Origin of the sequence: Teichococcus wenyumeiae (genome assembly GCF_003696345.1) — a bacterium.
Classification (GTDB): domain Bacteria; phylum Pseudomonadota; class Alphaproteobacteria; order Acetobacterales; family Acetobacteraceae; genus Pseudoroseomonas; species Pseudoroseomonas wenyumeiae.
Genome location: NZ_RFLX01000004.1, coordinates 184,166 through 208,254, shown reverse-complemented (window position 1 = coordinate 208,254; position 24,089 = coordinate 184,166). Strand labels below are relative to the sequence as shown.

Sequence of the window (24,089 nt, the reverse complement as noted above, 5' to 3'; positions counted from 1 at the left end):
GCAAGCCGTGGTAACGGAGGCGCCATGAATCCGGCCGAAACTCCCATTGCCATCGGCGCCGACCATGCCGGCGTCGCCCTGAAGGATAGCCTGCGCGCGGCGCTGAAGGCCGCGGGTCATCCCGTGCGCGACTTCGGCACCCATGGCGATGGCAGCGTGGATTACCCCGACTTCGCCCATCAGGTGGCGCAGGCGGTGGCCAAAGGCGAGGCCGCCTTCGGCGTGCTGGTCTGCGGCACGGGCATCGGCATGTCCATCGCCGCCAACCGCCACCCCGACATCCGCGCCGTGGTGCTCCACAGCACCACCGAGGCGCGCCTGACCCGCGCCCATAACAATGCCAATGTCGCCTGCTTCGGTGCCCGCACCACGGGGCCGGAAGTGGTGCTGGACAGCCTCTCCGCCTTCCTGACCACGCCTTACGAGGGCGGGCGCCACGCGCGCCGCGTGGCCAAGATCAATCCTACCCCCGCGGGCCAGGAGGCCTGAGCCGATGAACGATCTGTCCCCCCTGGCCGGCGCCAGCCGCTTCTTCTCCGCCCCGCTTTCCGAGACCGACCCGCAGGTCCTGGAGGCCATCGGCCAGGAACTGGTGCGGCAGCAGGACGGTATCGAGCTGATCGCCAGCGAGAACATCGTCTCCCGCGCCGTGCTGGAGGCCCAGGGCTCGGTGCTGACCAACAAGTATGCCGAGGGCTATCCCGGCCGCCGCTACTACGGCGGCTGCGAATACGTGGACGTGGTCGAGACGCTGGCCATCGAGCGCGCCAAGCAGCTCTTCGGCGTGAACTTCGTGAACGTGCAGCCGCATAGCGGCGCCCAGGCCAACCAGGCGGTGTTCTTTGCCCTGATGCAGCCGGGCGACACCTTCATGGGCCTGGACCTCGCCGCCGGCGGCCACCTGACCCACGGCTCCGCCGCCAACCAGTCCGGCAAGTGGTTCAAGGTCGCGCCCTATACGGTGCGGCAGGAAGACCAGATGATCGACATGGAGGAGGTCGCCCGCATCGCGCGCGAATCCCGCCCCAAGGTCATCGTGGCCGGTGGTTCCGCCTATTCCCGCGCCTGGGATTTTGCTCGTTTCCGCCAGATCGCCGACGAGGTCGGTGCCTATTTCATGGTGGACATGGCGCATTTCGCCGGTCTCGTGGCTGGTGGCGCGCATGAGAGCCCGGTGCCCCACGCCCATATCGTCACCACCACCACGCACAAGACCCTTCGCGGTCCGCGCGGCGGCATGATCATGACGAATGACGAGGCGCTGGCGAAGAAGATCAACAGCGCTGTCTTCCCCGGCCTTCAGGGCGGGCCGCTGATGCATGTCATCGCCGGCAAGGCCGTGGCCTTCGCCGAGGCGCTGCGCCCCGAGTTCCGCGCCTATGCCCACCAGGTGGTGGCCAATGCCAAGGCCCTGGCCGAGGAGCTGAAGGCCCAGGGCGCCGGCATCGTCACCGGCGGCACCGACAACCACCTGATGCTGGTCGACCTGCGGCCGATGAACCTGACCGGCAAGGCCGCCGAGGCCGCGCTGGGCCGCGCCCATCTGACCTGCAACAAGAACGCCATTCCTTTCGACCCGGCCAAGCCCGCGGTGACCTCCGGCATCCGCCTGGGCTCCCCCGCCGGCACGACGCGCGGGCTGGGCGAGGCGGAGTTCCGCGAGATCGGCCAGCTCATCGGCCAGGTGCTGAAGGGCCTGAGCCAGGCCAATGCACCGGAAGCCAATGAGGCGGTGGAGAAGGCAGTGGGACAGAAGGTCCTCGACCTCTGCGCCCGTTTCCCGATCTACAAGGCCTGAGCCGGTAAGGCGGGGCCGGGGCCGTGCGCTGTCCCTTCTGCGGCAGCGAGGATACGCAGGTAAAGGACAGCCGCCCGGCCGATGACGGCGCGGCCATCCGCCGCCGCCGCTCCTGTCCCTCCTGCGGCGCCCGCTTCACGACCTTCGAGCGCGTGACGTTGCGCGAGCTGACGGTGGTGAAGTCGGACAACCGCCGCGTGCCCTTCGACCGGGAGAAGCTGGCCCGCTCCATCCGCGTCGCGCTGCGCAAGCGGCCGGTGGACGAGGACCGGGTGGACCGCATCGTCAACGGCATCCAGCGCCGCCTGGAAGCCGAAGGCGAAAGCGAGATCACCAGCCGCGCCATTGGCGAAATGGTGATGGAGACGTTGAAGGAACTGGACCCCGTGGCCTATGTCCGCTTCGCCTCCGTCTACCGCAATTTTCGTGAGGCCAAGGACTTCCAGGCTTTCCTGGGCGCCCTGGGCAAATCCACCGATCTCGATAACGGTTGAAGAACACACGTGGTAAATTTCGCATCCCCGGCGGCGCCTTTGCCGCGCGCCGCCGGCCGCATCGCGGCTCTCCGACCAAGCCAGGGCTTCGCCCTCCGCGAGGCGCTGCTGACAGACCGGCCCGCCCTGGCGGCCCTGGCCGCCGATGCCTATGGCCGCGCTTTGGCGCCGCTGCTGGCGCCGGAACTGCGCGCGCGGGCGGATGCCCCGCGCTTCAACTGCTTCTTTGCCACCAATCCCGGGCCGCTGCTGCTGGCCGAGATGGACGGCGTGCCGGTTGGCTGCGCGCTGGCCTCCCTGCCTGGCGAGATGGACCCGCCCGCCCGGCTGCTGGGCCTCTGGGTGGCGCCGGCCATGACGGGGCAGGGCATCGGCTCCACCCTGCTGGCGGAGATGGAGACGCATCTCGCCGGCCTGGGCGTGGACCGGCTGCGGGTGCGGGTGCCGAGCGGACAACTGCGCGCCCTGGGGCTGTTCCGCCGCCGCGGCTACGCGCTGATGGATGCCGGCATGCGGCCGGAGCCGGTGCTGGACGCCATGCTGCGCCACAGCATCCTGGCCAAGCCCCTGGCCCTTCTGGCCACACCCGTCGCGGCCTGACATGGCAACCGGGGCAGAGCAGCACGCACAGGACGAGGCGCATATGCGCGCTGCCTTGTCGCTGGCGGCACGCGGCCTCGGCAATACCTGGCCCAACCCGGCCGTGGGCTGCGTGGTGGTGCGGGACGGGCAGGTGGTCGGCCGTGGCTGGACCGCCCCCGGTGGCCGCCCGCATGCGGAGACCGAGGCGCTGCGACGGGCCGGCGAGGCCGCGCGTGGCGCCACCGCCTATGTGACGCTGGAGCCCTGCTGCCACTGGGGCCGCACGCCGCCCTGCACCGATGCGCTGATCGCCGCCGGCGTCGCCCGGGTGGTGGTGGCGCTGCGCGACCCCGACCCGCGCGTGGATGGGCGCGGCCTGCGCCTGTTGCAGGAAGCCGGCATCGAGGTGCAGCACGGCGTGCTGGAGGCCGAGGCCGCCGCCCTGACAGCCGGCTTCATCCGCCGCGTTTCCGCGGGGCTGCCGCTGGTGACGCTGAAGCTGGCCACCACGCTGGATGGCCGCATCGCCACCCGCACCGGGGAGAGCCGCTGGATCACCGGCCCCGCCGCGCGCCGGGCGGTGCATGCCATGCGGGCGCGGCATGATGCCGTGCTGGTCGGCAGCGGCACCCTGCTGGCCGATGACCCAGACCTGACCTGCCGCCTGCCCGGCGCCGCGCCGACGCCCACCGTGCGCGTGGTGGCCGATGCCCGGCTGCGTACCCCGGCCTCCGCCCGGCTCTTCCACAACCCGGCCCCGGCCTGGATCGTCACCCGCTCCGGCCATCCGGAAGCCGCGCTGGCCGCCCTGCGGGCCCGTGGCGCCGAGCTGGTGGAAGTGCCGGCGGCGGAGAATGGCACGGGCCTGGACGTCGGCGCCCTGCTGCGGGCGCTGGCGGTGCGCGGCATCACGCGGGTTTTCGCCGAGGGCGGCGCGGCGCTGGCAGCCGGATTGCTGCGCGCGGGGCTGGTGGATCGCCTCGCCTGGTTCCATGCTCCTGCCACGATGGGGGCGGATGGCCGGCCCGCCGTGGATGTGCTTCCGCTGGACATGCTCTCCGCCATGCCCAGATTCCGCCGGGTCTCCGCCGCTGTGCTGGGCCCTGATCTGCTCAGCGAGTTCGAGGCTGCCTGAAACATGTTCACTGGCATCATCACCGCCATCGGCGTCGTCGCCGCCATCGACCCCATTGGGGAAGGGCGGGACATGCGCCTGGCCATCGACACGCCCGAGGGCTGGCTGGAGGGTGCCGAGATCGGCGCCTCCATCGCCTGCTCCGGCTGCTGCCTGACGGTGGTGACGCTGGAGGACGACCGCTTCACGGTCGAAGTCTCGGCCGAGAGCCTGTCCAAGACCACGCTCGGCACCTGGAAGGTCGGCTCGCGTATCAACCTGGAGCGCGCGTTGAAGATGGGCGACGAGATGGGCGGCCATGTCGTCTCTGGCCACGTGGACGGCATGGCGGAAGTGCTGTCCGAGACGCCGGAGAACGGTTCCACGCGCTGGATGTTCCAGTTGCCGGACGGGCTGGCGCGCTATGTGGCGCCCAAGGGTTCCATCACGGTGGATGGCGTCTCCCTCACGGTGAATGAGGTGGATGGCGCCAGCTTCGGCGTGAATGTCATTCCCCATACGACGGCCGTGACCACGCTGGGCGAGCTGGCGCCGGGCCGGCGGGTGAATATCGAGATCGACATGCTGGCGCGCTACGTCGCCCGACTGCGGGAGTTCAATTCATGAGCATCGTCACCAAAGAGAGCTCCCTGCACGAGTTCCTCAGCCCCACCGAGGAACTGCTGGAGGAAGCGCGCCGCGGCCGCATGTTCATCCTGGTCGATGACGAGGACCGGGAGAACGAGGGCGACCTCGTGATCCCCGCGCAGTTCGCCACGCCGGATGCCATCAACTTCATGGCCCGCTTCGCGCGCGGCCTGATCTGCCTGGCGATGACGCGCAACCGCGTCGAGCAGCTCGGCCTGCCGCTGATGGCCCAGGCCAATGGCACCCGGCACCAGACCGCCTTCACCGTCTCGATCGAGGCGCGGGAAGGGGTGACCACCGGCATTTCCGCCGCCGACCGCGCCCGCACCATCGCGGTCGCCATCAATCCGGAGACCAAGCGGGAGGATATCGTCACCCCCGGCCATGTCTTCCCGCTGGTGGCGCGGGAGGGCGGCACGCTGGTCCGCGCCGGGCATACCGAGGCGGCGGTGGATTTCGCCCGCATGGCCGGGCTGAACCCCGCCGGCGTGATCTGCGAGATCATGAACGAGGACGGCACCATGGCCCGGCTGCCGGACCTGGTGGCCTTCGCGCAGCATCATGGCCTGAAGCTCGGCACCATCGCCGACCTCATCGGGCATCGCCGCCGCACCGAGCGGCTGGTGAAGCGGGTGGAGGAAGGCCGCATGCCGGATTCCAGCGGGCATGGCGAATGGCGGGTGATCGTCTACGCCAATACCCTGGAATACGGGGAGCATGTGGCGCTGGTGAAGGGCGACCTGTCCCGCCCCGGGCCGGTGCTGGTGCGCATGCATGCCGTGAACGTGCTGCAGGACATCATCGGCATGAAGGGCCCGCATGACCTGCAGCGCTCCATGGCCGAGATCGCGGCCGCCGGGCGCGGCGCGGTGGTCATCATCCGCGACATCAAGCCGACGGCGATTTCCGAGCGGGTCCGCGCCGGCCGCGACCGCACGGCACCGCCCGAGCTGCGCGACTACGGCATCGGCGCGCAGATCCTGGCGGACCTGGGCGTGAAGGAGATGATCCTGCTCTCCAACCACCCCAAGGCCATCGTCGGCCTCGAGGGCTATGGCCTGGCCGTGGTGGAGACCCGCCCCATTGACGGCGGGGGCGAGACGGAGGAAGGCGCGGCATGAGCACCGTCGACGCGCCCGAGCGCAGCACCCCCTCCATCCCCGGCCCCGCGCCGCGCATCCTGCTGATCCAGGCGCCCTACTATGAGGGCGTGGTCTCCGGCATGCGCCGGGGCGCCGAGAAGCTGCTGCACGAGGCCGGCTGCCATGTCGAGGTGGTGGACGTGGCCGGTGCCTATGAGCTGCCGGCGGCGCTGCGCATGGCGCTGAAGGTGGCGCCGGGCTGGGACGGCTTCCTGCTGCATGGCTGCGTGGTGAAGGGCGAGACCGACCACTACCAGTTCATCTGCGAGGCCGTCTGCCAGGGCGTGATGGACATCAGCAGCGAAACCGGCGTGCCCCTGGGCTTCGGCCTGCTGACGGTGGAGAGCCTGGACCAGGCCGAGGCCCGCAGCGCCGACGACCGCCATAACAAGGGTGGCGAGGCCGCTTATGCGCTGTTGACCCAGATCGCTCTGGCGCGCAGATGGGGCATCAAATGAACACCCCCACCCAGAAGAAGTCCCGCCCGGCTCCCCCGCCGGGCCGGCCGCGCACCGGCGCGCGCGTTGCCGCCATCCAGGCCCTGTTCCAGAGCGACCAGAGCGGCGAAAGCGCCGAGACGGTGATCGACCAGTTCGTCCGCCACCGCCTCGGCCCCGATGGCGGCGGCTTCGAAGACGGCCGCGTGCCCACGGTGGACGTGCCGCTCTTCACGCATGTCGTGCGTGGCGTGGCGCGGCAGGCGGAGACGCTGGACGAGATCATTGGCGGCCATCTGGCCCGCGAATGGACCGTGGCGCGGCTGGACCCGGTGCTGCGCGCCCTGCTGCGGGCGGCGGCCTTCGAATTCTCCTCGGGCTCCGAGCCGCCGGCGCGCGTGGTGATCAACGAATACATGGACATCGCCCACGGCTTCTTCGGGGGCGAGGAACCGCGCTTCGCCAATGGCGTGCTGGACGCCCTGGCGCGGCATCTGCGCGGCGCCGAGTTCCAGCGCTAGATCCCGGCCTCCTTCTGGAGGCGGGAAAAGGCGCCGCCGGCATCCCGCAGCAGCTTGCGGGTGTCATGGCCGACGAGGCGGCCGCCGCGCTTGTGGATGCGACCCTCGATCATCACCAGTGAGATATTGGCCGGCTGCGCCGCCCGTACCAGGGTGATGTCGGGGCGCGGGGCGGGCGTGGTATTCACCGCGTCCATCCGCACCATGATCAGGTCCGCCCGCTTGCCGGGCGTCAGGGAGCCGATCTGCTCCTCCATCCCGATGCTGCGGGCGCCGCCGATCGTGGCCCATTCCAGCACCTGCCGTTCCGTCAGCGTGCCCTGTTCCCCGGCGCTGGCGGCAGCGAGGTCGGCCGTCAGCTTCATCATGGCGAAGACATCGGCGTTTCCGGCCAGCGCCAGGTTGTCCAGCCCCAGCCCGATGGGCAGCCCCTGCTTCTGGAGGCGCGCGACCGGCGGCAGGCCAAAGCCCACCTGCATCTCTGTCCAGGGGCAGAGGCCGACGGGGGAGCCACCATCGGCCACCCGGCGCAGGTCGTCGTCGCTGGCCTGGGTGAGGTGGATGAGCTGCACATCGGGGCCCAGGAAGCTGCCTTCCGCCATGGCCTTGATGGCGCCGCTCTGCGCCACCGCCTTGCTGTAGGCAACATGGGTGGAGATCGGCAGGTTCAGGTCCCGCGCCGCCGCCCATTCCCGCCGCCAGATCTCCGCCAGCGAGCGGTCCGGCCCGCGCGCGGCGACGCCGAGGGAGACCAGCCCGTCGCCCTTGATCTCCTTGGCCAGGGCTTCCAGCCCCGGCAGGTCCATCAGCTTGTCCTTGGGCAGTTCGTTGGGATGGCCGTAGTAGAAGCGGCCACGGAGGCCGCTGTCGCGCATCGCCTGCCATTCGGCGCGGGCGGCCTCGGGGCCGCGGGTGTTGTGGGCGAAGTTGCAGACGGTGGTGATGCCGGCATGCGCCGCCTCGGCCAGGGAAAGCCGCACGCCCAGGGCGTTGTCCTGCGGCCCGAACTTTGGCGCCAGCGCCGCCATGGCCTTGTCGAAGCCGCCCTTGGCGCCCAGCCCGCGCGCCAGCGTGGCCCAGAGGTGCCAATGCGTATCGACGAAGCCCGGCATCACCACGGCGCCATGCGCCTCAATCCGCTGGGCGCCGGGTGCCTGGAGGTCGGCGCCCACCGCCACGATGGCGCCGTCCCGCACATGCACGGCGCCGCTGGCGATCTCGCCCAGCTTGTCATCCATGGTCAGCAGATGCGCGCCGGTGATGAGGTATTCGCCCGGCCTGCCTGTCTGGGCCGGTTCCGCCGCCGGCGTCTCCGGCTCGGCATCCTGAGCGCGGGCGGCGGTGGCGGCCAGTACGGTGGCGGAGATGGTGCCCAGCATCGCGCGCCGGCCGAGGAAGCGGGAATCATTGTTCATGGCAGGCTAACGTCCTGTGGCATCGCTGGATGGTCGGCCGCCCGGCTGCCGCCATCAAGGCCCCGCGAGGCGGTGGGCTGCCTTTCCCCGGCTTTCATGCCATGAGGCGGCATGACCCTGCCGCCTGAATTCGCCCTGATCGCCCGCCATTTCCGCCCGCTGGCCGGCCCCGGCGCGCTGGAGCTTTCGGACGATGCCGCCGTCATGACCCCGCCGCCGGGGCGGGAACTTGTGCTGGCGGCGGATGCCATGGTGGCCGGCGTGCATTTCCTGCCGGACGACCCCTCGGAGACCATCGGCCGCAAGCTGCTGCGCACCAATCTCTCCGACCTAGCCTCGATGGGCGCGGCGCCGCTGGCCTATTTGCTCACCGCCAGCTTGCCGCGGGATCTGCCGCCGGACTGGCTGGCGGGCTTCAGCGCCGGGCTGGCGCAGGACCAGGCGGAATTCGGCATTTCCCTGCTGGGGGGCGACACCACTTCCACCCCAGGGCCCATGTCATTTTCCCTGACCATCCTGGGCCATGTGGCGCCGGGGCAGGCGCTGCGGCGGGTGGGGGCCATGCCGGGGCAGGATATCTGGGTCTCCGGCACCATCGGCGACGGCACGCTGGGCCTGGCTGTCCTGCTGGGCGAGTTGCCGGGGGAGGCTGGCGGCCACCTCGCCACCCGCTACCGCCTGCCGCGTCCCCGGGTGGCGCTGGGGCAGGCGCTGGTCGGCCTCGCCACGGCGGCGATGGATGTCTCGGACGGGCTGGTGCAGGACCTCGGCCATCTCTGCCGCGCTTCCGGTTGCGGAGCGGAGATCGAGGCCGCGCGTGTTCCGTTGTCAGCGGAAGCGGCGGCGCTGCTGGCGGCCCGCCCGGAGCTCCTGCCGCGAATTCTGACGGGCGGCGACGATTACGAATTGCTCTTCGCGGCGCCACCCGAGGCGGCGGCGGAAATCACGGCCCGCGCCGCCGCATCCGGCGTGGCCGCCACTCGCATCGGGCGCTTCCTGCCTGGGGAGGCGGTGGTGACGGTGCGGGATGCGCGGGGAGGAGCTATCCCCCTTGGCCGCGAGGGGTGGAGCCACTTCTGACGCCGGAAGCCGTGGCTGCGCTGGCCAGGCCTAAGAGGCGCGGCTGCTGCCGTCCTTAGGCTGGTTGCGCCCCAGCTTCTCCAGCCGCCGCTTGACCGCCTTGTCGTGCTCGCTCAGCGGCGCGGGTTCCTGCACCGCGAAGCCTTCCGGCACCGCGTCTCCCGGGTCACGGTCACGGCCTTGGGCCAGTCCATCCTGCATACTGGTTCCTTTCATGCGCCTTCGCGGCTGCCGCGCGGTGCGTCATCATGCTTCCGGCCGAGGCGGGCGCCTTCGTCGGGAGCCATGGAGCTGCGCTTCAGCACCTCCTCCTCGGTCATGCAGGCCTGCTTCACCTGCATCGCCGGCATCGACAGCCGGACCACGCCACCTTGCAGCCCCACCACGGCGCTGAGCGGCAGATAACAATGGAGTCCGCCGGTTCCGATGTCGCTCCGGTTCAGCTTGATGTAATCGCCCGCCAAATGGTCCACGGTGCCGAAGTGTTTGCCGTCGCTGCCCACCACGGGCATGTGGTCCTGGATCTGGCCTTTCTCGATATGTGCCGGATTGACCATGCGATGAACTCCCGCTCTGGTTCGGCTGCACTCGGCCAGGCCGCCTAGAGGTCTTCCTTGCGGCGGATCATCTCCCGCAGCAGCATCTGCGCGAGGTCATGCGGATCGTCGCCGTCGATGCGGGCGGCTTCCTCGCTTCCATAGTCGTCGGCGACCACCTTCACGATGCCGCCCTCGATGCGATAGCTGCCGGTATAGATGTTGTCACCGATCTGGACGGTCACCTCGTGCGGCTGCTCCATGGTGTTCCTCCGCCGCTTGCGTGGCGCGGCTCTCTGTTGGTGCGGCCCTGCTACCGGGAATCGACACCCCATGGCGGCGTGGTGCCGCTCATGACATCGCCTGCCCCGGGATCACCCGTGGCGTGAGGCGATCCTGTCATCGCGCTCTTTCCCTCAGGCTTGCCCGGTCATAACCACCGGGACGGCCGCCGGGTTCCAGCAGCCGGGGCGAAGAAGCCAGGGAAATCAAGCACAAGCGCGGCCGCCGCCCTTGGAGGGACGGCGGCCTGGCGCTTTGCGGATAAAAAAGAAAGGCCGCCCGGAGGCGGCCTTTTTTCAGCGGCCCGGGCCGCCGCCGGGGCCCTGGTCCTGGGCCGTCAGGCCGCCGGCGCCGACGCGGCCGATATTGCCGAACAGCGCCTGCAGCCAGGTCCGCTCGCTGCCGGGCACCGGCGTGGTGCGCTCCACCACCGGCACGTCCTTCATGTCCTTGGGGCCCAACTCCCGGATGTTGCGCAGCACGCCCTGGTCGTCGAACTGCATGGCCACCACGCGCTGCTGCTCCACGCCCGGGTTCTGCGCCGGGCGGATGCGGGTGATGGAGCTGATGTAATACCATTCCTGGTCATCGAAGGTGCCGGTGGCGCTGGGGGAGCCCAGAAGCGCCCGCACATCGGTCTTGGTCTGCACCCCGGGGGTCAGCTGGCTGATCAGCTCGGGGTCCGCGCGGTTGCCGCGCTGCACGGGCGGCGCCTCGAACACGGAACAGCCGGCGAGCGCAAGGCCAAGGGCAAGCAGCCCGGCGCGCATTGGATGCCGGCGCGCCCGCGGGGCAGGGGAGGTGTGGCTGCTGGCCATGGTGGCGCCGATCCTCTGGTTGGTTTGGCCCGCCACCCGGCCGTGCCGCACGCGGCGCGATTGACCCGGGGCGGGTTGCGGTCCATCTGCTCGGTCGATTGCCACTGCCCCGCATCGGGGTCAACCGGTGCCTGCTGTCTTGGCGCCGGACCAGAGGGAGCCGCGCCACATCATGGCCCTGTTCGGCCTGTTCCGCCGCAAGCCGCATGAACGTCAGGGCTTCGAGCTCTACGCGACCGCCGTGCGTGCCGCGCGGCATCCGTTCTTCTTCACGACCCTCGGCGTGCCTGACACGCTGGACGGGCGCTTCGACCTGGTGGGGCTGCAGGTGGCGCTGCTGATCCGCCGCCTGCACCGCGATACGGACCCACGCGGCGCCGCCCTGGCACAGGCCGTCTTCGACGCCATGTTCGCGGACATGGATACGAATCTGCGCGAGATGGGCGTCGGCGACATGTCCATCGCCAAGCGGGTGAAGAACATGTGGGAAGCCTTCCACGGCCGCGCCCTGGCCTATGAGGCGCCGCTGGCCGCCGGCGACCACGCCGCGCTGGCCGATGCCCTGGCCCGCAATGTCTGGCGCGGCACCCGCCCGGCCGCCGATCCTGCGGTGGCGCGGCTGACCGACATCACCTTCAACGCCGACGCCGCCCTGGCCGCCCAGCCGCTGGAGGCCCTGCTGGCCGGCAAGGCGCGCTTCCCGGAGCCTGTGGCATGACCGATATCGCACCTGAATTCTCCCGGACCCTCCCCTGGGGCGCGGTGAGCCGGAAGGAAAAGCGGGAGGAGCTGGAGGCCACCGAGGCCGAGCGTGCCGCGCTGGCGGCCCGCTTCGGCATCCTGGAAGTGTCCTCGCTGCGGGCCAGCCTGCGGCTGCGCCAGGAAGCCGGCGGCGCCGTGCGCGTGCGCGGCCACCTGACCGCCGATGTGGTGCAGGCCTGCGTGGTGACGCTGGAGCCGGTGCCGCAGCATATCGAGGAGCCGGTGGACCTCCGCTTCCTGCCCGAGGGCGCGGAGCCAGAGGACGAGCCGGATGGCCCCGACGAGATCCTCACGGAGGGGGAGGTGCTGGAATTGGGCGAGGCGGTCGCCGAGCAGCTTTCCCTGGCGCTCGACCCTTACCCCCGCGTGCCCGGCGCCCAGCTGGAACTGCCGCAGGAAGAGGAAGAGGAAGAGGAAGGGCCGGAGGAAGAACCCGCCCGGCCCAACCCCTTCGCCAAGCTGGCCGCCCTGAAGGGCAAGCAGTAACACTTTGTGCCGTTTCTGAGCGGAAGCGGCTAGGGGCGCGGAAACACGCGATTTTTTGCGGGGCAGCAGGGGCAGGCTGGGGCTTCTCGGGGCTGGAATGCCGGGCCTCGGGGCTGTATGCAAACAGCATGCGTCGCCGCCATGTCTGCCTGCTGTTCCTGGCCTCTGTCCTGCCGATGCCGGCACTGGCGGCCGGACCCGCCCTGCAACCTGCCCAGCCGAGTTGGGAGGCCTTGCTGCGCCTGTCCACCCGCTTGCGGGCGCTGGACGTGGATGGCCTGAACCCGGGCCACTACAATATCCCGCCCGATGCCCGCGCAGCCTCCGACCCGCAGGGCTATACCACCGCGCTCTACGCCGCCGCCTATGCCGCATTGGGCGACCTGTTGCAGGGGCGAGTGCGCAGCCTTGCGAACCGTCCTGACATCCGGCGCGACTCGGTGGCCATGGTGGCGTGGCAGGCACGGCTCTACAGCCATGCCGAACCGGCCGAGGTGATCGAACAGGCCGCGCTGCTGCCCCCTGGCATGGAGGCGCTGCGGCTGGCCTTGCAGGCGTCGCGTGCGCTGGTGGCTGCCGGCGGCTGGCCCAGCGTGCCGACAGGTGGCGGCACCATCGAGCCGGCTGCCATCGACCCGGAGCGCGTGCCCGCGCTGCGCGCCCGCATCGCCGCCGAGGACGCCATTCTGGCCGCCACGGTCCCGATCGACCCCACGCTCTATGACGACCCGCTGCTGGAGGCGGTGCGCCGCTGGCAGGCCGCCAATGGCCTGGAGGCCGATGGGCGCATCGGCCCCGCCACGCTGGCCCTCATGAACCGCCCGGCCCAGGCGCGCGTGGACCAGATCCGCGTCGCGATGGATATGCGCCGCGCCGCGCCACGCCCGCAGCCGGGCCGCCGGATCGAGGTGAACATCCCCGATTACCGGCTGAAGCTGCTGGATGGCAGCCGCGTGCTGCTGGACATGGCGGTGATCGTCGGCAACCCGAACCGGGCCACGCCGATGCTCTCGGTGACCATGAACACCGTGCAGTTCAACCCGCCCTGGGGCGTGCCCGAGCGCAATGCGCGGGAAGACCTGCTGCCGAAGTTCCGCCGCGACCCGCGCGCGATGATCGAGAAGGGCTTCCGCATCTACCAGTATGTCGGCGGGGAACGGGTGGAAGTGGACCCGCTGACGGTGGACTGGGCCAGCATCGACCCGAAGAAGATCCCCTATTTCTTCCGGCAGGATGCGGGGGATTCGAACGCGCTGGGCCGGATCAAGTTCATCATGCCCAATGGCGACGACATCTACCTGCACGACACGCCGGACCGTCACCTCTTCAGCCGGCCGAGCCGCGCCTTCTCTTCCGGCTGTATCCGCCTGGACAAGCCGATGGAGCTGCTGGACGTGGTGCTGGAAGGCACCCCCGGCTGGGATCGCGCCAAGGCGGACACGGTGCTCGAATCGAAGCAGACCACCGCCGTTGGCCTGCGCCGCCCGCTGCCGGTGCGGCTCTTCTACCAGACCGTGACGGTGGAGCAGGCGGGCGTGCGCATCCGCCCGGACATCTATGGACTGGATGCCGCCTATGCCCGCGCGCTCGACCAGCGCGGCACCGTGGCCCCGGCCGTTGCGGCCGCCGCGCCGCGCCCCCAGACCGAGAAGGCGGCCAGCACGGCCGCGGTGGTGACACGCTGATGCTGGATCTCTTTACCCGCCCCGGACCCTGCCCCTGCTGCGAGCCGGCCGCGCTCAGCCGGCGGGAGGTTTTCGCCGGCCTCGGCGCCCTGGCCTGCACCGCGCTGATGCCTGGCAGCGCCAAGGCCGTCGCCTTGCCCCCGGTGCGCCGCCTGCGCGTGACGCGCGTGCCCACCGAGGACAGCTTCGACGGCATTTACTTCCAGAACGGCAAATACAACCGCGAGGCGCTGCACAAGCTGGACTGGGTGTTCCGCGACCTTTCCGCAGCCGAGGTGACGCCCATGGACCCCCGGCTGTTCGACGTGCTGAGCGCCGTGGCCGAGCGGCTGGATACCGACGAATCCTTCCAGATCTCCAGCGGCTACCGCACGCCGGAGCACAATGCCTCCACCGCCCGCCGGGCGCGGGTGGTCTCCACCGTCAGCCTGCACATGTCGGGCATGGCCGCCGACTTCCGTCTGCCGGGGCGCGACGGGCGTGGCGTGGCCCGCACGGCGGCGCAGATGCAGATGGGCGGCGTCGGCTATTACCGCGAAGGCTTCGTCCACCTGGACTGCGGGCCGCCACGCCGCTGGTAAGCCTGGGCTTTGCAGGTCATTCTTGTGCGGTAACAGACGGATAGTTATCTGTTCTGAATGCCTGATGACTTGAAGCGAACAGGCTTCGGCCTGCGCCTGATGCAGCTCGCGCGCCTTTGGCGGCAGGCCGTGGATGCCGGTATCCGCCGCGACGCCTTCCCGGATGCCGGCTGGCGCCCGCTGGTCTATCTCTACCGTGCGTCGGAGCCGCTGCGTCAGAAGGACCTGGCCGCGCTGATCGGGATCGAGGGCCCCAGCTTGGTGCGGCTGCTCGACTCGCTGGTCGCGTCCGGGCTGGTCCTGCGGGCTGAGGACCCGGAGGACCGGCGCGCCCGCCGGCTGGCGCTGACACCATCCGGCCTCACCACCGCCAGGCGCATCGAGGTCCGCCTGGCCGAAGTGGAGGCGGAACTGCTGCGGCAGGTGGATGGCTCCGCCCTGAAGGCCGCCATGGATGCGCTGGGGCAGATCGAACTGGCGCTGCGCCGGAAGCCTCCGGCCGTCTAGCAGCCGCGGCCCGTGGTGGGTCTCAGCTGGTCAGCTTCAGGCCCGCGATGCCGGCCAGGATCAGGCCGATGCAAAGGATGCGCGCGGGGGTCGCGGCCTCCCCGAACATCATGATGCCAAGGATGGCGGCGCCCACGGTGCCGATGCCGGTCCAGACGGCATAGGCGGTGCCCAGGGGCAGCGAGCGCATGGCATAGGCCAGCAGCAGGAAGCTGCCGGCCATGGTCACCAGGGTGAACACGCTGGGCCAGAGGCGGGTGAAGCCCGCGCTCTGCTTCAGGCCGGTGGCCCAGGCTACTTCCAGCAGGCCGGCGAGGAACAGGACGGTCCAGGGCAGCATCGCCAACATCTCCGATCAATGCCGGGCCGTCCCGGCGAGGGGATGCGCGTTGCGCGGGAGGGCCGTCCCTCCAACGCCGGAAGTGGGGCAGCGGACCGCCCCGTTCAAGCCTGCCTCTAGTGGTGGTGATGGGCGCAGGCGTGGGATTCCTCCGCCTTCGCCGCCGGCAGCGCCACTGCGCGTTCGATGGCGCGGGCGGCGCGGAAGCAGAGGTCGTCCCGCAGCTGCGCGGCGGCCAGCTGCACGCCACGCGGCATGCCGCTTTCATCCAGGCCCACCGGCACGGTGATGGCCGGCTGGCGGGTCAGGTTGAAGGCGAAGGTCCAGGGCGCCCAGTCGCGCCACAGGGCTTCCGTCGGCTTCAGCGTGGGGGCATCGGCGGCGAAGGCGGCGGTGGGCGTGGTGGGGCAGAGCACCAGGTCGTATTTCTGGTGGAAGCGCGCCATGGCGTGCGCGGCCTCGGTGCGCATGGCCTCGGCGCCCAGGAAGTCGATGGCGGACATGCCGCCCTCACGTTCCGCCACTTCATCCAGGCCCTTGTCCAGCAGGGCGCGCTTGTCGGGCGCCATGGTGGTGACAAGGCGCGCCAGCGCTACGCCCCAGACACGGCCGAAGACATGCCGGGTGTCCGGCAGTTCCGGGTCGGCATATTCGACGATGGCGCCCTGCTCGGCCAGCAGGCGGCCAGCCAGTTCCACCGCCGCCTGGCCTTCGTCGTCGATCGGCGGCGCGAAGCCGAGGCGACGGACGATGGCCACGCGCAGCCCGGCCACGCCACCCTCGATGCCTTCGCGCCAGTCCCGCACGTCGTCCGGCAGGCAGTAGGGGTCACGCAGGTCGGCCTGGGCCATGGCGGAGAACATCAGCGCCGCGTCCCGTACGCTGCGCGTCATCGGCCCGGCGCAGGACACCTGGCCGAAGGCGCTGAGCGGCCATTGCGGAATGCGCCCATAGGTCGGCTTCAGCCCCACCAGCCCGCAATAGGCGGCGGGGATGCGGATGGAGCCGCCGGCATCGGTGCCGATATGCATCGGCCCGAAATTGGCCGCGCCCGCCGCGCCGGCGCCGGAGGAGGAGCCGCCCACCGTCCGCTCCGGGTTCCAGGCATTGCGGCTGATGCCGTTCAACGGGTTGTCGCCCGGGGTCTTCCAACCGAATTCGGTGGTGGTGGTCTTGCCCAGGATCACGGCGCCGGCGGCCTTCAGGCCAATCACGGCCGGGGCATCCTCGGTGGCCGGGGTGCTGTCGGTGGTCTTGCTGCCGCGGCGGGTGGGCATGCCATGGACGTTCAGCAGGTCCTTCACCGTCACCGGCACGCCGTCCAGCGGCCCCATGGGGCGGCCGGCGGACCAGCGGGCCTCGCTGGCGCCGGCTTCGGCCAGGGCGCGCGGGTTCAGCATGGCGAAGGCATTGACCCAGGGGTTGTAGCGCGCGACCCGCTCCAGGATCGCCTGCAGGGCCTCGACCGGGGAAAGGCGGCGGCGGGCATAAAGGGCGAGAAGTTGCTCGGCCGACATCAGGGCCGGATCGGTATCGGACATCAACAGGTTCCGCGAAGGCTTCGAGTGGCCTCCAGCATGGAGCCGCAGGGGCCGCGAGGGAAGGGCGGCAGCCCTTAGCCCAGGCCGGCATCCCGAGGCGGGATGCGGCGCCTTTACGAAGCGGAGTTACGCCACCGCCAGTGGCGGGCGCCCGCAGCCTTCCAATTTCGGGAAGAGGGTAGGGCCATGCGCCCTGGCGCGGCGGAAGTCGCCTGCTCTGACTACCATTCGCGGCAACAGCACGCTGCTGGAGCGGCTGGTAGGCTATGTCAGGATGCCAGGGAAGGTCTGGTTTGCCACCCCTGCCAACTGGCCGGATGGTGCAAAAAAACAGGCGGGGCCGAAGCCCCGCCCGCGATGGCGCTGGTCAGGAAACCAGCACGCCGTCCATGACGTGGATGACGCCGTTGCTGGCCAGGATGTCCGCCTTCACGAAGCTGATCTGCGGCCCGCTGGCGGTGCTGCGGCCATTGGCCAGCACCGCGCGCTGCACCTTGGCGGTCGGCGCCGGCGCACCGGTCACCTTCAGCTGCTGCCCGGTCGTCCAGGTATTGAGCAGGCCGTTGCGCACCGCGATGCTCTCCAGCCGCAGCTGGCCGGAGGCGATCATGCCGCCCACGGCCGCGCGCAGCGCCGCCTGGTCGGCGGAGCTGTCGGTGAAGATCGCGCGCTGCGCCGGCGGCAGGGCCTCGATCGCCGCGTCCGTCGGCACGAAGACCGTGGCGGGGCCGTTGGCGATCGTGATCCGCTCCACCAGGCCGGAACGCTTCAGCGCGGCGGTGAAGATCTTGGTGTCAGAGCGGGCGGAGAGCAGCGACATCAGATCGATGGTGCCGTCTTCCGGAAGCGGCTTGTTCGGCGCCACGATGGATTGGCAGCCGGCGAGCAGCAGGGGCAGCATGCCGCCCGCCAGCATGATGGTGCGTCGGGAAATCAAGTTGCTGGTCCTCTCCTCGGTGCCGATAGGCTCAGGCGGCACGCCTGATAGGCGGTCTAGTCCACGTGCTGGCAAAGGCAGTCGCGGCCCGCCGGCGCCATAGCGTGAAACCGTGGGGCAGGCCAGATGCCTCTGCGATTTGGCGGCACGAAGTTGATCGATGCCGCCAAGTTCGTGCCGCAAGCCGTTGGCAAAGTGGCAGAAGATTATGGCTCAGGCCATTTCCCGCTCGGCCTTCGTGGCTTTCAGGTCATCGGCCAGGAAGGCATCCAGAATGGCTTCCGCACCGTCCTGCTGCGCGAAGCCCAGCGCCTTGGCCCGCGTAGCCGCGAAGCTGGCGGGCCAGCCGGAGACGATGGCCTCGATGGCAGGGTCCGGCTGAAAGGTGACGAGGCTCCGCGCCTCCTGCCCGCCGGCGGCTTCCAGCGCCGACAGCAGTTCCGCCACCGTCACGGAAAGGCCGGGCGGGTTGATGCCGCGGTCCAGCCCCAGCACAGCGGTATCCATGGTGGCGGCATGGAGGAACCAGTCCACGGCCCGGCGGGGCGAGCAGACCCAGATGGCGAAGTCCGGCCCCACGGGGCATGTGGTCGGCAGGCCGAGCAACGGTTCCCGCACAATGGCGGAGACGAAGGAGGAAGCCGCCTTGTTCGGGCGCCCGGGGCGCACGATGACGGTGGGCAGCCGCAGGCTGACGGCGTCGATCATGCCCCGGCGGCTGGCATCCTGCAGCAGCAGCTCGCCCATCGCTTTCTGCGCGCCATAGGAATTGGCGGGAAGCTGCCGGCCGTCATCCGGCACCACCGCGCCCTGGCCGCCACCGAAGCTGGCGACGGAGGAGGTGAAGACCAGCCGTGGCGCCCGCTCCAGCCGCCGGCAGGCCTCGAGCACCGCCAGCGTGCCTTGCAGGTTGACCCGCAGGCCCAGGTCGAAATCCGCTTCCGCCGCCGCGCTGACCACGGCGGCGAGGTGGAAGACGATGTCGGTGCCGGGCGGGATGGCTTCCGCCACCGTGGCCGGATTGGCCAGGTCGCCGGGGATGCGGCGGATGGGAAAGGCGGCGGCGGGGGGCGGCGGCACATTGAGGTCGAACAGCGTCAGCCCGGTGATGGCACGGCCGTTCAGCTCGCCCGCCTGGGCCAGCCGGGCCGCCAACTTGCGGCCCAGGAATCCCCCGGCGCCCAGAATGGTGATCTTCATCGTTTCCTCGCCTGTGCTTCTCTGCTGCTGCTCAGATTGCCGTGCGCCGGCCGCGCGGCCAAGCTGGCAGGCATGATCGCGCCCACGCCCTTCCGCCTTTTCATGAATCCGCATCACGGGGTGCCTGGCGTCGTCCTGCTGCCCGAATCCGGGTTTCGCCGGGCCAGCGCGGAAATCCGCGCCTGGCCGGACCGCGTGCCGCCACTGCTGCGGGCGCTGCCGGAACAGGCGCAGGCTTCCGGGCTCGCCGCCGTGCATCTGGGGGAGGCGGCGAGCCCGGGCTACGCCTATGCGGTGTCGCGTCTGCTGAGGGCGGAACAGGCCCGGCGTGGCTCGGCGGCAGGCACCGTCACCTTCGCCTGTGCCGAGGGCCGTGGGGATGACCTGACGGCGATCGCCAGGGCCACACGGCGGCTGGGCGCCCGCTGCATGATGTTCATGAACGGCGAGATAGCGTCGGGCGACGAGGCCCAGATCCTGCGCGGAGGGCATGAGGAGGCAATGCGGCGCTCGGCCCAGGAAGGCTGGTTCTTCGTCTCCGCCTGGGCCATGGAAGGCTATACCGAAGTGCCGCGTGACATCATGCAGGGCGACCGTCTGGCGGCGGCGGAGATCCTCGCGGCGCTGCCCGTTGCACCGACGCATGTCGTCGCGCCCGGCGGGCAGGGTGGGTTGGCCGCGGCGGTGGCGGTGCAGCTTCGCGCCGGGGGAGGCGCCGTGCCGCGCCTGATCGTGGCGGAAGCCGCCGGCGCCAGCCCGCTCCTGGATGCGCTTCAGGGACGCCCGGGCCCGGCAGCGCCGAGCCTGCTGGCGTGGCAGGAGCTGGAACGCTCCGCCTTCGCTTTCCTGGAAACAGCCGATGCCCTGGCGGGGATGCTGGCGGTGGCGGCGGATGCCTCGTCCCGCGCCGCGCTGGGGCTGGATGCAGCCTCACGCATCTTGCTTCTGAACTGTTCACCAGTGCCTTCAGAAGGCACGGCCGGATAATGCCTTGAGTGGAAGCGTCTCGTCCGGCGGCCCTGGCGTGAAACCAGTGCCGGTCAGCTTTCCATTGGCTTTGCAATGCCCTGGAGGCACCGCCGGCTCGCGTTGACGCACCCTTGATTGCAGTTCATAGCGTGACAAATCTTCCATGAAATTCTTCCGGCCTGTCCAGGAGACAAACTGTCAATGAACCGTCGCGACTTCCTCGCCCTTGGCGCTGCCGCCACGCTTCCGGGACTGCTGCCCTCCGCTGCCAGCGCGCAGGCCAATTGGCCCAGCCAGCCCATTCGCCTCGTGGTGCCGTTCGCGGCCGGTGGGCCGACCGACGTGCCGGCGCGCCTCATCGCCGATGAGCTGTCCAAGATGCTGCCGCAGCGCGTGATCGTGGAGAACCGCACGGGCGCGGGCGTTGTCGTGGGCTCCGATGCCGTGGCCAAGGCGAAGGACGGGCATACCGCGCTCTACACCACCATCGCCCATGCGGCTCTGCGCGAGATCTTCGCCAACCTGCCCTTCGACCCCATCAAGGATTTCCAGCCGGTCGCGCTCACCGGCACGATCCCGATGATGCTGATGGTCAACAAGGACCTGCCGGTGAATTCGCTGCCGGAACTGGTCGAGCTGTTCAAGAAGAACCCCGGCAAGTACGACTACGCCAGCACCGGCAACGGCGCCGCGCTGCACCTGGCCAGCGAGCTGTTCCTGAAGCAGGCGGGCGACCTGAAGGTGAACCACGTGCCTTACCGTGGCTCCGCCGCCGCCATGCCGGACCTGCTGAACGGCACCGTGGTGATGATGCTGGATGTCGCCAACAGCGCGCTGCCCTTCGTGCAGCGTGGCGAGGTGAAGGGCCTGGCCATCTCCTCCAGCCAGCGGCTGTCGCAGGTGCCGGAGATCCCGACCTTCCAGGAAGCCGGCGTGGCTGGCTACGAGGCCTATACCTGGCACATGGTGATGCTGCCGGCCGGCACACCGGAATCCACCGTCACCCAGTTCAACGCGGCGCTGAACAAGGTGATGGCCATGGACAGCGTGAAGGCGCGCCTGTCCGACCTGACTATGCAGACCGTCAGCGACAGCACCCCCGCCAGCGCGGCCAAGTTCCTCAACGACGAAATCGCGAAGTGGACCCCGATCATCCGCGCTGCCGGTATCAAGGCGAGCTGATCTGGCCCATCCGGTCCCGCGCGGCGGGACCGGATGGAGAACTACCGCAAGGCCATTCCCTGGCCTTCGCTGAGACGGGGCAGGCCCGCCAGCCTGCCCCGTCTCATCCACCCCGACAGGCGAGTCGCGCCACGAGCCTTCGTCTTGAAGGGGCAGCCCAGGGCGCGAAAAAAAGCAATGTCCTGGCCGTGCCATCGGACTGCGGCGTCAGGAAGCAAGGCGCCAAGCCTCTTCACTGTTGCGCCGCAGCCAGCCTTGGCCAGGATCGACTTCCCCGCCGCCGACATCGTCGTTCCAGGCATGGCCACCGAACATCTTGCCATGCCATAGGAGCCGCCTCACAGGCTCGTGCACGGCTTGACGGATTGCATCCGGACGCCAACCCTCGCGGTGCCGTGAGGGGAAAGGATCGGGGCAATGGCAGGGCTGCCGCGCAGCATGGCTCATATCGCGCAAGGCCTTGGTGGCCTGCCGCATGGGCTTGCATCCACCAGTGGCCCCGCGCCGCGAGCCGGTGCCGAGTCCCTCTCGGTCAGCAGGATCGTGCTTCGCCTCGCGGAACCTGCCGACAGATGATCCGAGTCGCCGATATCCGGATGCTGTTGGTGGCCGTGACACTGTTCGGCGGCGCTTGGCCCATCACGAAATCCGCCCTGGCGGACGCCACGCCACTCTGGTTCGCGGTGTCCCGCACCCTGCTGGGTGCGCTGGTGGTCGGGCTGGTGCTGGCCATGAAGGGGAAGCTGCGGCTGCCGCGGCGGCGGGACCTGCCGGCGGTGCTGGGCGTGGGCCTGCTGCAACTCGGCTGCTATTTCGCGCTGACGCATCTGGCGGTGGCGCTGGTGCCGGCCGGGCGCACGGCCGTGCTGGCCAATGTCACCATCTACTGGCTGGTGCCGCTTTCCGTGCTGGTGCTGGGGGAGAAGGTTTCCGGCACGCGCTGGCTGGCTGCGTTGCTGGGACTGGCGGGCGTCGTGGCACTGGCGGGTCCCTGGGCGGTTGGGCCGGGCGAGACCAGTACCCTGAGTGGCCACCTGATGTTGCTGGCTGCTTCCTTCCTCTGGTCCTGGGCGATCATCATCACCCGACGCTTTCCGGCGGAACGCTCCATGCTGGAGAACCTGCCATGGTGCTTCCTGCTGAGCGGCGTGGTGCTGGTGCCCATGGCATTGATCCGGGAGCCGCTTGGGCAGGGGATGAATGGCATTGGCCTGGGCGCGCTGTGGCAGGTGCTGGTGATCGGCTGCTTGGTGGCGCCGCTGGGCACCTGGGCCGTGATCGAGGCGGGGCGGCGGCTGCCGGGCGCCGTATCCTCGGTGGGCTTCCTGCTGGCGCCCGCCATTGGCGTGGTGGTCTCAACCCTGTGGCTGGGCGAGCCTCTGGGCTGGGACGTGCTGATCGGCGGCGCGCTGATCGGCGCCAGCGTCATTGTGGCGACGCGGGGATAGGCAGATGCGCTTGAACCTGATCGAGATGGGGACAGGAGCCGGGCAGCCGCTGGTGCTGCTGCACGGCCTCTTCGGGCAAGCCAGCAACTTCGGGGCGGTGCAGAAGGCGCTGGCGGCCGTAGGGCGCCGTGTCCTGGCGCTGGACCTGCGCAACCACGGCGCTTCCCCCCATGCCTCCAGCATGAGCTATGCCGAGATGGCGGGCGATGTGGCGGAGACCCTGGAAGCCGCCGACGCTGTTCCGGCCGATGTGCTGGGCCATTCCATGGGCGGCAAGGTTGCCATGGTGCTGGCGCTGACGCGCCCGGATCTCGTCTCCCGCCTGGTGGTGGCGGATATCGCGCCGGTCGCATACCCGCCTGCCTTTCGCCCTTATGCCGAGGCGATGCTGGCCCTGGACCTCCGCCCCGGCCTGACGCGACGGGAGGCCGATGCGGCGCTGGCGGGTGCCGTGCCCTCTGCCGGGGTGCGCGGCTTCCTGCTGCAGAACCTGCAGCTGGGCGGGGAGCGTCCTTCCTGGCGCAACGGCCTGGCCGAGATCGCCGCCGCCCTGCCGGAGATCGAGGCCGCGCCCGCACTGCCCGCCGGCGCGCGCTTCGAAGGCCCGACCCTAGCCCTGGCCGGCGAGAAGTCCCATTATATCCGCGACGAGCACCGCCCGCTCTTCCGCGCCCTGTTCCCCGCCGTGCGCTTCGGCAAGGTGAAGGGCGCCGGCCACTGGCTGCATGCGGAGCAGCCGGAAGGCTTCCTGGCCGCGGTGGGCGCCTTCCTCGGCTAAAGGGCGGTGGGCGCCTTGAAGCGTCCTTCCTTGGCCAGATCGGCCGTGCGCCAGAGATACCAGGCCGCCGCCGAGCGGTAGGGTGCCCAGGCGGCGCCGATGGCGGCCAGTTCCTTCGGCTTGGGCTGCGCATCCAGGCCGGCGGCGTGGCGGTAGCCTTCCCGCACACCGAAATCGTCGACCGGCAGGATGTCCGGGCGGCCGAGGGTGAAGATCAGCAGCATCTCCACCGTCCAGCGGCCGACGCCGCGCAGCGCCACCAGCCGTTCGATCAGCGCCGCGTCTGAAAGGCGCGTGGCGGCACGGCGGGTCGGCACCAGCCCGCCCACCGTCTTGTGGGCGATATCCAGGATGGCCGCCACCTTGGCGCCGGAAAAGCCGCAGCCGCGCAACGCGCCTTCCTCCAGTGAGAGGATGGCGGTGGCGCTCGGGAAATCCTGTTCAGGGAAAAGGGCGATCAGCCGCCGCAGCATCGCCTCGGCGGCGCGGCCATGCACCTGCTGGTGGGCGATGGCGCGCACCAGTGCCTCATAAGGCTCCCGCTTCTCCGGCTTCAGGGTGAAGGCGCCGACCCGCTTGACCACCGGCCCCAGCACGGGGTCCGCCGCCAGGAACGCACGCGCGGCGCGACCGCCAAGGCCTTTGGGGGAAGGCGGAGGCGAAGCCAGCATCAAGGGGAATCCTTCGGAACATCTGGCGAACATGATGCATGCCAGAGCCTATCCGGCAAGCCTGCCGGCCCGCGTGTGCGCCGCAACGCTGCCGCTATCCGGGCGTTGGGGTCTGGATGGCCGCATCAGGGGAGG

Annotated in this window: 30 protein-coding genes; 19 read left to right on the top strand and 11 right to left on the bottom strand. The window is 70.2% G+C overall.

Features of this window, described 5'->3' with window-relative positions; all coding sequences use genetic code 11:
• Positions 1 to 24 precede the first annotated feature (24 nt).
• The 9 genes from rpiB to nusB are packed head-to-tail and all read left to right on the top strand — an operon-like array spanning position 25 to position 6,736.
• Entirely contained in the window at positions 25 to 489 is a 465-nt protein-coding gene (rpiB, locus tag EBE87_RS08270) for a ribose 5-phosphate isomerase B (RefSeq protein WP_120636744.1), read from the top strand.
• Between the two features lie 4 nt (positions 490 to 493).
• A complete protein-coding gene (glyA, locus tag EBE87_RS08265) occupies positions 494 to 1,798 on the top strand; it encodes a serine hydroxymethyltransferase (protein ID WP_120636743.1) in 1,305 nt (434 codons plus the stop codon).
• Positions 1,799 to 1,821: 23 nt separating this feature from the next.
• Entirely contained in the window at positions 1,822 to 2,292 is a 471-nt protein-coding gene (gene nrdR / locus EBE87_RS08260) for a transcriptional regulator NrdR (protein ID WP_120636742.1), read from the top strand.
• Positions 2,293 to 2,301: 9 nt separating this feature from the next.
• A complete protein-coding gene (locus EBE87_RS08255) occupies positions 2,302 to 2,892 on the top strand; it encodes a GNAT family N-acetyltransferase (RefSeq protein ID WP_120636741.1) in 591 nt (196 codons plus the stop codon).
• A gap of 1 nt (position 2,893) precedes the next feature.
• On the top strand, positions 2,894 to 4,009 hold the full coding sequence (ribD, locus tag EBE87_RS08250; protein WP_267898240.1) for a bifunctional diaminohydroxyphosphoribosylaminopyrimidine deaminase/5-amino-6-(5-phosphoribosylamino)uracil reductase RibD: 1,116 nt from the start codon (positions 2,894 to 2,896) through the stop codon (positions 4,007 to 4,009).
• 3 nt (positions 4,010 to 4,012) lie between these two features.
• Positions 4,013 to 4,615, top strand: a complete 603-nt coding sequence (locus tag EBE87_RS08245) for a riboflavin synthase (RefSeq protein ID WP_120636739.1) — start codon at positions 4,013 to 4,015, stop codon at positions 4,613 to 4,615.
• A complete protein-coding gene (gene ribB / locus EBE87_RS08240) occupies positions 4,612 to 5,757 on the top strand; it encodes a 3,4-dihydroxy-2-butanone-4-phosphate synthase (protein WP_120636738.1) in 1,146 nt (381 codons plus the stop codon). The genes EBE87_RS08245 and ribB overlap by 4 nt, the downstream gene beginning before the upstream one ends.
• Positions 5,754 to 6,236, top strand: coding sequence for a 6,7-dimethyl-8-ribityllumazine synthase (gene ribH / locus EBE87_RS08235; RefSeq protein WP_120636737.1), 483 nt, complete (start codon positions 5,754 to 5,756; stop codon positions 6,234 to 6,236). Before ribB ends, ribH begins: the two co-directional genes overlap by 4 nt.
• A complete protein-coding gene (gene nusB, locus EBE87_RS08230; protein ID WP_120636736.1) occupies positions 6,233 to 6,736 on the top strand; it encodes a transcription antitermination factor NusB in 504 nt (167 codons plus the stop codon). The genes ribH and nusB overlap by 4 nt, the downstream gene beginning before the upstream one ends.
• Here the strand turns inward: nusB and EBE87_RS08225 are convergent.
• Positions 6,733 to 8,151 (bottom strand): amidohydrolase family protein, encoded by a 1,419-nt coding sequence (locus EBE87_RS08225; RefSeq protein ID WP_120636735.1) that lies wholly within the window; start codon positions 8,149 to 8,151, stop codon positions 6,733 to 6,735. The two genes, nusB and EBE87_RS08225, sit on opposite strands and share 4 nt — an antisense overlap.
• A gap of 111 nt (positions 8,152 to 8,262) precedes the next feature.
• Here EBE87_RS08225 and thiL point away from each other — a divergent pair, with 111 nt between their 5' ends.
• Positions 8,263 to 9,231: a thiamine-phosphate kinase gene (gene thiL / locus EBE87_RS08220; RefSeq protein ID WP_120636734.1), complete on the top strand. Its 969-nt coding sequence runs from the start codon at positions 8,263 to 8,265 to the stop codon at positions 9,229 to 9,231.
• Positions 9,232 to 9,261: 30 nt separating this feature from the next.
• Here the strand turns inward: thiL and EBE87_RS28965 are convergent, their stop codons facing one another.
• From EBE87_RS28965 to EBE87_RS08205, 4 genes are all read right to left on the bottom strand, one after another.
• Positions 9,262 to 9,432: a hypothetical protein gene (locus EBE87_RS28965; RefSeq protein ID WP_158600804.1), complete on the bottom strand. Its 171-nt coding sequence runs from the start codon at positions 9,430 to 9,432 to the stop codon at positions 9,262 to 9,264.
• An 11-nt stretch (positions 9,433 to 9,443) separates the two neighbouring features.
• A complete protein-coding gene (locus tag EBE87_RS08215; protein WP_120636733.1) occupies positions 9,444 to 9,788 on the bottom strand; it encodes a DUF2171 domain-containing protein in 345 nt (114 codons plus the stop codon).
• A 44-nt stretch (positions 9,789 to 9,832) separates the two neighbouring features.
• The gene (locus EBE87_RS08210) at positions 9,833 to 10,030 is read right to left on the bottom strand and encodes a hypothetical protein (RefSeq protein WP_120636732.1); all 198 of its coding nucleotides are present in this window, start codon (positions 10,028 to 10,030) and stop codon (positions 9,833 to 9,835) included.
• A 315-nt stretch (positions 10,031 to 10,345) separates the two neighbouring features.
• Entirely contained in the window at positions 10,346 to 10,867 is a 522-nt protein-coding gene (locus tag EBE87_RS08205; protein ID WP_120636731.1) for an outer membrane protein assembly factor BamE, read from the bottom strand.
• 172 nt (positions 10,868 to 11,039) lie between these two features.
• Here EBE87_RS08205 and EBE87_RS08200 point away from each other — a divergent pair, with 172 nt between their 5' ends.
• The 5 genes from EBE87_RS08200 to EBE87_RS08180 all read left to right on the top strand — a co-directional run bounded on the left by EBE87_RS08200 (position 11,040) and on the right by EBE87_RS08180 (position 14,888).
• Positions 11,040 to 11,585 carry a ubiquinol-cytochrome C chaperone family protein gene (locus EBE87_RS08200; RefSeq protein WP_120636730.1) on the top strand — a complete coding sequence of 182 codons (546 nt, stop codon included), beginning with the start codon at positions 11,040 to 11,042 and terminating at the stop codon, positions 11,583 to 11,585.
• Positions 11,582 to 12,115 carry a YceD family protein gene (locus EBE87_RS08195; protein WP_120636729.1) on the top strand — a complete coding sequence of 178 codons (534 nt, stop codon included), beginning with the start codon at positions 11,582 to 11,584 and terminating at the stop codon, positions 12,113 to 12,115. Before EBE87_RS08200 ends, EBE87_RS08195 begins: the two co-directional genes overlap by 4 nt.
• Before the next feature lie 128 nt (positions 12,116 to 12,243).
• Complete coding sequence (locus tag EBE87_RS08190) at positions 12,244 to 13,800, top strand: L,D-transpeptidase family protein (protein ID WP_120636728.1); 1,557 nt, start codon at positions 12,244 to 12,246, stop codon at positions 13,798 to 13,800.
• On the top strand, positions 13,800 to 14,381 hold the full coding sequence (locus tag EBE87_RS08185; protein WP_120636727.1) for a YcbK family protein: 582 nt from the start codon (positions 13,800 to 13,802) through the stop codon (positions 14,379 to 14,381). The genes EBE87_RS08190 and EBE87_RS08185 overlap by 1 nt, the downstream gene beginning before the upstream one ends.
• 57 nt (positions 14,382 to 14,438) lie before the next feature.
• A complete protein-coding gene (locus EBE87_RS08180) occupies positions 14,439 to 14,888 on the top strand; it encodes a MarR family winged helix-turn-helix transcriptional regulator (protein ID WP_120636726.1) in 450 nt (149 codons plus the stop codon).
• Between the two features lie 22 nt (positions 14,889 to 14,910).
• Here the strand turns inward: EBE87_RS08180 and sugE are convergent, their stop codons facing one another.
• The 4 genes from sugE to denD all read right to left on the bottom strand — a co-directional run bounded on the left by sugE (position 14,911) and on the right by denD (position 18,906).
• Entirely contained in the window at positions 14,911 to 15,228 is a 318-nt protein-coding gene (gene sugE / locus EBE87_RS08175) for a quaternary ammonium compound efflux SMR transporter SugE (protein ID WP_456316257.1), read from the bottom strand.
• Between the two features lie 116 nt (positions 15,229 to 15,344).
• Positions 15,345 to 16,769 (bottom strand): amidase, encoded by a 1,425-nt coding sequence (locus EBE87_RS08170; RefSeq protein WP_120636725.1) that lies wholly within the window; start codon positions 16,767 to 16,769, stop codon positions 15,345 to 15,347.
• A gap of 367 nt (positions 16,770 to 17,136) precedes the next feature.
• Entirely contained in the window at positions 17,137 to 17,706 is a 570-nt protein-coding gene (locus EBE87_RS08165; protein WP_147425941.1) for a fasciclin domain-containing protein, read from the bottom strand.
• A gap of 213 nt (positions 17,707 to 17,919) precedes the next feature.
• Positions 17,920 to 18,906, bottom strand: coding sequence for a D-erythronate dehydrogenase (gene denD / locus EBE87_RS08160; protein ID WP_120636723.1), 987 nt, complete (start codon positions 18,904 to 18,906; stop codon positions 17,920 to 17,922).
• A 72-nt stretch (positions 18,907 to 18,978) separates the two neighbouring features.
• Here denD and EBE87_RS08155 point away from each other — a divergent pair, with 72 nt between their 5' ends.
• Positions 18,979 to 19,893: a pyridoxal-phosphate dependent enzyme gene (locus EBE87_RS08155; protein ID WP_120636722.1), complete on the top strand. Its 915-nt coding sequence runs from the start codon at positions 18,979 to 18,981 to the stop codon at positions 19,891 to 19,893.
• A 183-nt stretch (positions 19,894 to 20,076) separates the two neighbouring features.
• Positions 20,077 to 21,057 carry a Bug family tripartite tricarboxylate transporter substrate binding protein gene (locus tag EBE87_RS08150; protein ID WP_120636721.1) on the top strand — a complete coding sequence of 327 codons (981 nt, stop codon included), beginning with the start codon at positions 20,077 to 20,079 and terminating at the stop codon, positions 21,055 to 21,057.
• A 207-nt stretch (positions 21,058 to 21,264) separates the two neighbouring features.
• On the opposite strand, the gene EBE87_RS28620 is transcribed toward EBE87_RS08150, so the two are convergent.
• Positions 21,265 to 21,534, bottom strand: coding sequence for a hypothetical protein (locus tag EBE87_RS28620; RefSeq protein WP_147425940.1), 270 nt, complete (start codon positions 21,532 to 21,534; stop codon positions 21,265 to 21,267).
• Between the two features lie 95 nt (positions 21,535 to 21,629).
• On the opposite strand from EBE87_RS28620, the gene EBE87_RS08145 reads away from it, so the two are divergent.
• The gene (locus EBE87_RS08145) at positions 21,630 to 22,505 is read left to right on the top strand and encodes a DMT family transporter (protein ID WP_120636720.1); all 876 of its coding nucleotides are present in this window, start codon (positions 21,630 to 21,632) and stop codon (positions 22,503 to 22,505) included.
• A 4-nt stretch (positions 22,506 to 22,509) separates the two neighbouring features.
• Positions 22,510 to 23,283, top strand: coding sequence for an alpha/beta fold hydrolase (locus EBE87_RS08140; protein ID WP_120636719.1), 774 nt, complete (start codon positions 22,510 to 22,512; stop codon positions 23,281 to 23,283).
• On the opposite strand, the gene EBE87_RS08135 is transcribed toward EBE87_RS08140, so the two are convergent.
• Positions 23,280 to 23,954 (bottom strand): DNA-3-methyladenine glycosylase family protein, encoded by a 675-nt coding sequence (locus EBE87_RS08135; RefSeq protein WP_120636718.1) that lies wholly within the window; start codon positions 23,952 to 23,954, stop codon positions 23,280 to 23,282. The two genes, EBE87_RS08140 and EBE87_RS08135, sit on opposite strands and share 4 nt — an antisense overlap.
• Positions 23,955 to 24,089 lie beyond the last annotated feature (135 nt).

Excerpts from the sequence above, each read along its gene's own strand:
- EBE87_RS08245 (WP_120636739.1), top strand. The coding sequence starts at position 4,013 with ATGTTCACTGGCATCATCACCGCCATCGGCGTCGTCGCCGCCATCGAC.
- EBE87_RS08195 (WP_120636729.1), top strand. The coding sequence starts at position 11,582 with ATGACCGATATCGCACCTGAATTCTCCCGGACCCTCCCCTGGGGCGCG.
- ribD (WP_267898240.1), top strand. The coding sequence starts at position 2,894 with ATGGCAACCGGGGCAGAGCAGCACGCACAGGACGAGGCGCATATGCGC.
- EBE87_RS08200 (WP_120636730.1), top strand. The coding sequence starts at position 11,040 with ATGGCCCTGTTCGGCCTGTTCCGCCGCAAGCCGCATGAACGTCAGGGC.
- thiL (WP_120636734.1), top strand. The coding sequence starts at position 8,263 with ATGACCCTGCCGCCTGAATTCGCCCTGATCGCCCGCCATTTCCGCCCG.
- ribB (WP_120636738.1), top strand. The coding sequence starts at position 4,612 with ATGAGCATCGTCACCAAAGAGAGCTCCCTGCACGAGTTCCTCAGCCCC.
- EBE87_RS08210 (WP_120636732.1), bottom strand. The coding sequence starts at position 10,030 with ATGGAGCAGCCGCACGAGGTGACCGTCCAGATCGGTGACAACATCTAT.
- EBE87_RS08140 (WP_120636719.1), top strand. The coding sequence starts at position 22,510 with ATGCGCTTGAACCTGATCGAGATGGGGACAGGAGCCGGGCAGCCGCTG.
- EBE87_RS08155 (WP_120636722.1), top strand. The coding sequence starts at position 18,979 with ATGATCGCGCCCACGCCCTTCCGCCTTTTCATGAATCCGCATCACGGG.
- EBE87_RS28965 (WP_158600804.1), bottom strand. The coding sequence starts at position 9,432 with ATGCAGGATGGACTGGCCCAAGGCCGTGACCGTGACCCGGGAGACGCG.
- nusB (WP_120636736.1), top strand. The coding sequence starts at position 6,233 with ATGAACACCCCCACCCAGAAGAAGTCCCGCCCGGCTCCCCCGCCGGGC.
- EBE87_RS08150 (WP_120636721.1), top strand. The coding sequence starts at position 20,077 with ATGAACCGTCGCGACTTCCTCGCCCTTGGCGCTGCCGCCACGCTTCCG.
- EBE87_RS08135 (WP_120636718.1), bottom strand. The coding sequence starts at position 23,954 with ATGCTGGCTTCGCCTCCGCCTTCCCCCAAAGGCCTTGGCGGTCGCGCC.
- EBE87_RS08145 (WP_120636720.1), top strand. The coding sequence starts at position 21,630 with ATGATCCGAGTCGCCGATATCCGGATGCTGTTGGTGGCCGTGACACTG.
- rpiB (WP_120636744.1), top strand. The coding sequence starts at position 25 with ATGAATCCGGCCGAAACTCCCATTGCCATCGGCGCCGACCATGCCGGC.
- EBE87_RS28620 (WP_147425940.1), bottom strand. The coding sequence starts at position 21,534 with ATGCGGCAGGCCACCAAGGCCTTGCGCGATATGAGCCATGCTGCGCGG.
- EBE87_RS08225 (WP_120636735.1), bottom strand. The coding sequence starts at position 8,151 with ATGAACAATGATTCCCGCTTCCTCGGCCGGCGCGCGATGCTGGGCACC.
- EBE87_RS08215 (WP_120636733.1), bottom strand. The coding sequence starts at position 9,788 with ATGGTCAATCCGGCACATATCGAGAAAGGCCAGATCCAGGACCACATG.
- EBE87_RS08170 (WP_120636725.1), bottom strand. The coding sequence starts at position 16,769 with ATGTCCGATACCGATCCGGCCCTGATGTCGGCCGAGCAACTTCTCGCC.
- ribH (WP_120636737.1), top strand. The coding sequence starts at position 5,754 with ATGAGCACCGTCGACGCGCCCGAGCGCAGCACCCCCTCCATCCCCGGC.
- glyA (WP_120636743.1), top strand. The coding sequence starts at position 494 with ATGAACGATCTGTCCCCCCTGGCCGGCGCCAGCCGCTTCTTCTCCGCC.
- EBE87_RS08205 (WP_120636731.1), bottom strand. The coding sequence starts at position 10,867 with ATGGCCAGCAGCCACACCTCCCCTGCCCCGCGGGCGCGCCGGCATCCA.
- denD (WP_120636723.1), bottom strand. The coding sequence starts at position 18,906 with ATGAAGATCACCATTCTGGGCGCCGGGGGATTCCTGGGCCGCAAGTTG.
- EBE87_RS08180 (WP_120636726.1), top strand. The coding sequence starts at position 14,439 with ATGCCTGATGACTTGAAGCGAACAGGCTTCGGCCTGCGCCTGATGCAG.
- EBE87_RS08185 (WP_120636727.1), top strand. The coding sequence starts at position 13,800 with ATGCTGGATCTCTTTACCCGCCCCGGACCCTGCCCCTGCTGCGAGCCG.
- EBE87_RS08190 (WP_120636728.1), top strand. The coding sequence starts at position 12,244 with ATGCGTCGCCGCCATGTCTGCCTGCTGTTCCTGGCCTCTGTCCTGCCG.
- sugE (WP_456316257.1), bottom strand. The coding sequence starts at position 15,228 with ATGCTGCCCTGGACCGTCCTGTTCCTCGCCGGCCTGCTGGAAGTAGCC.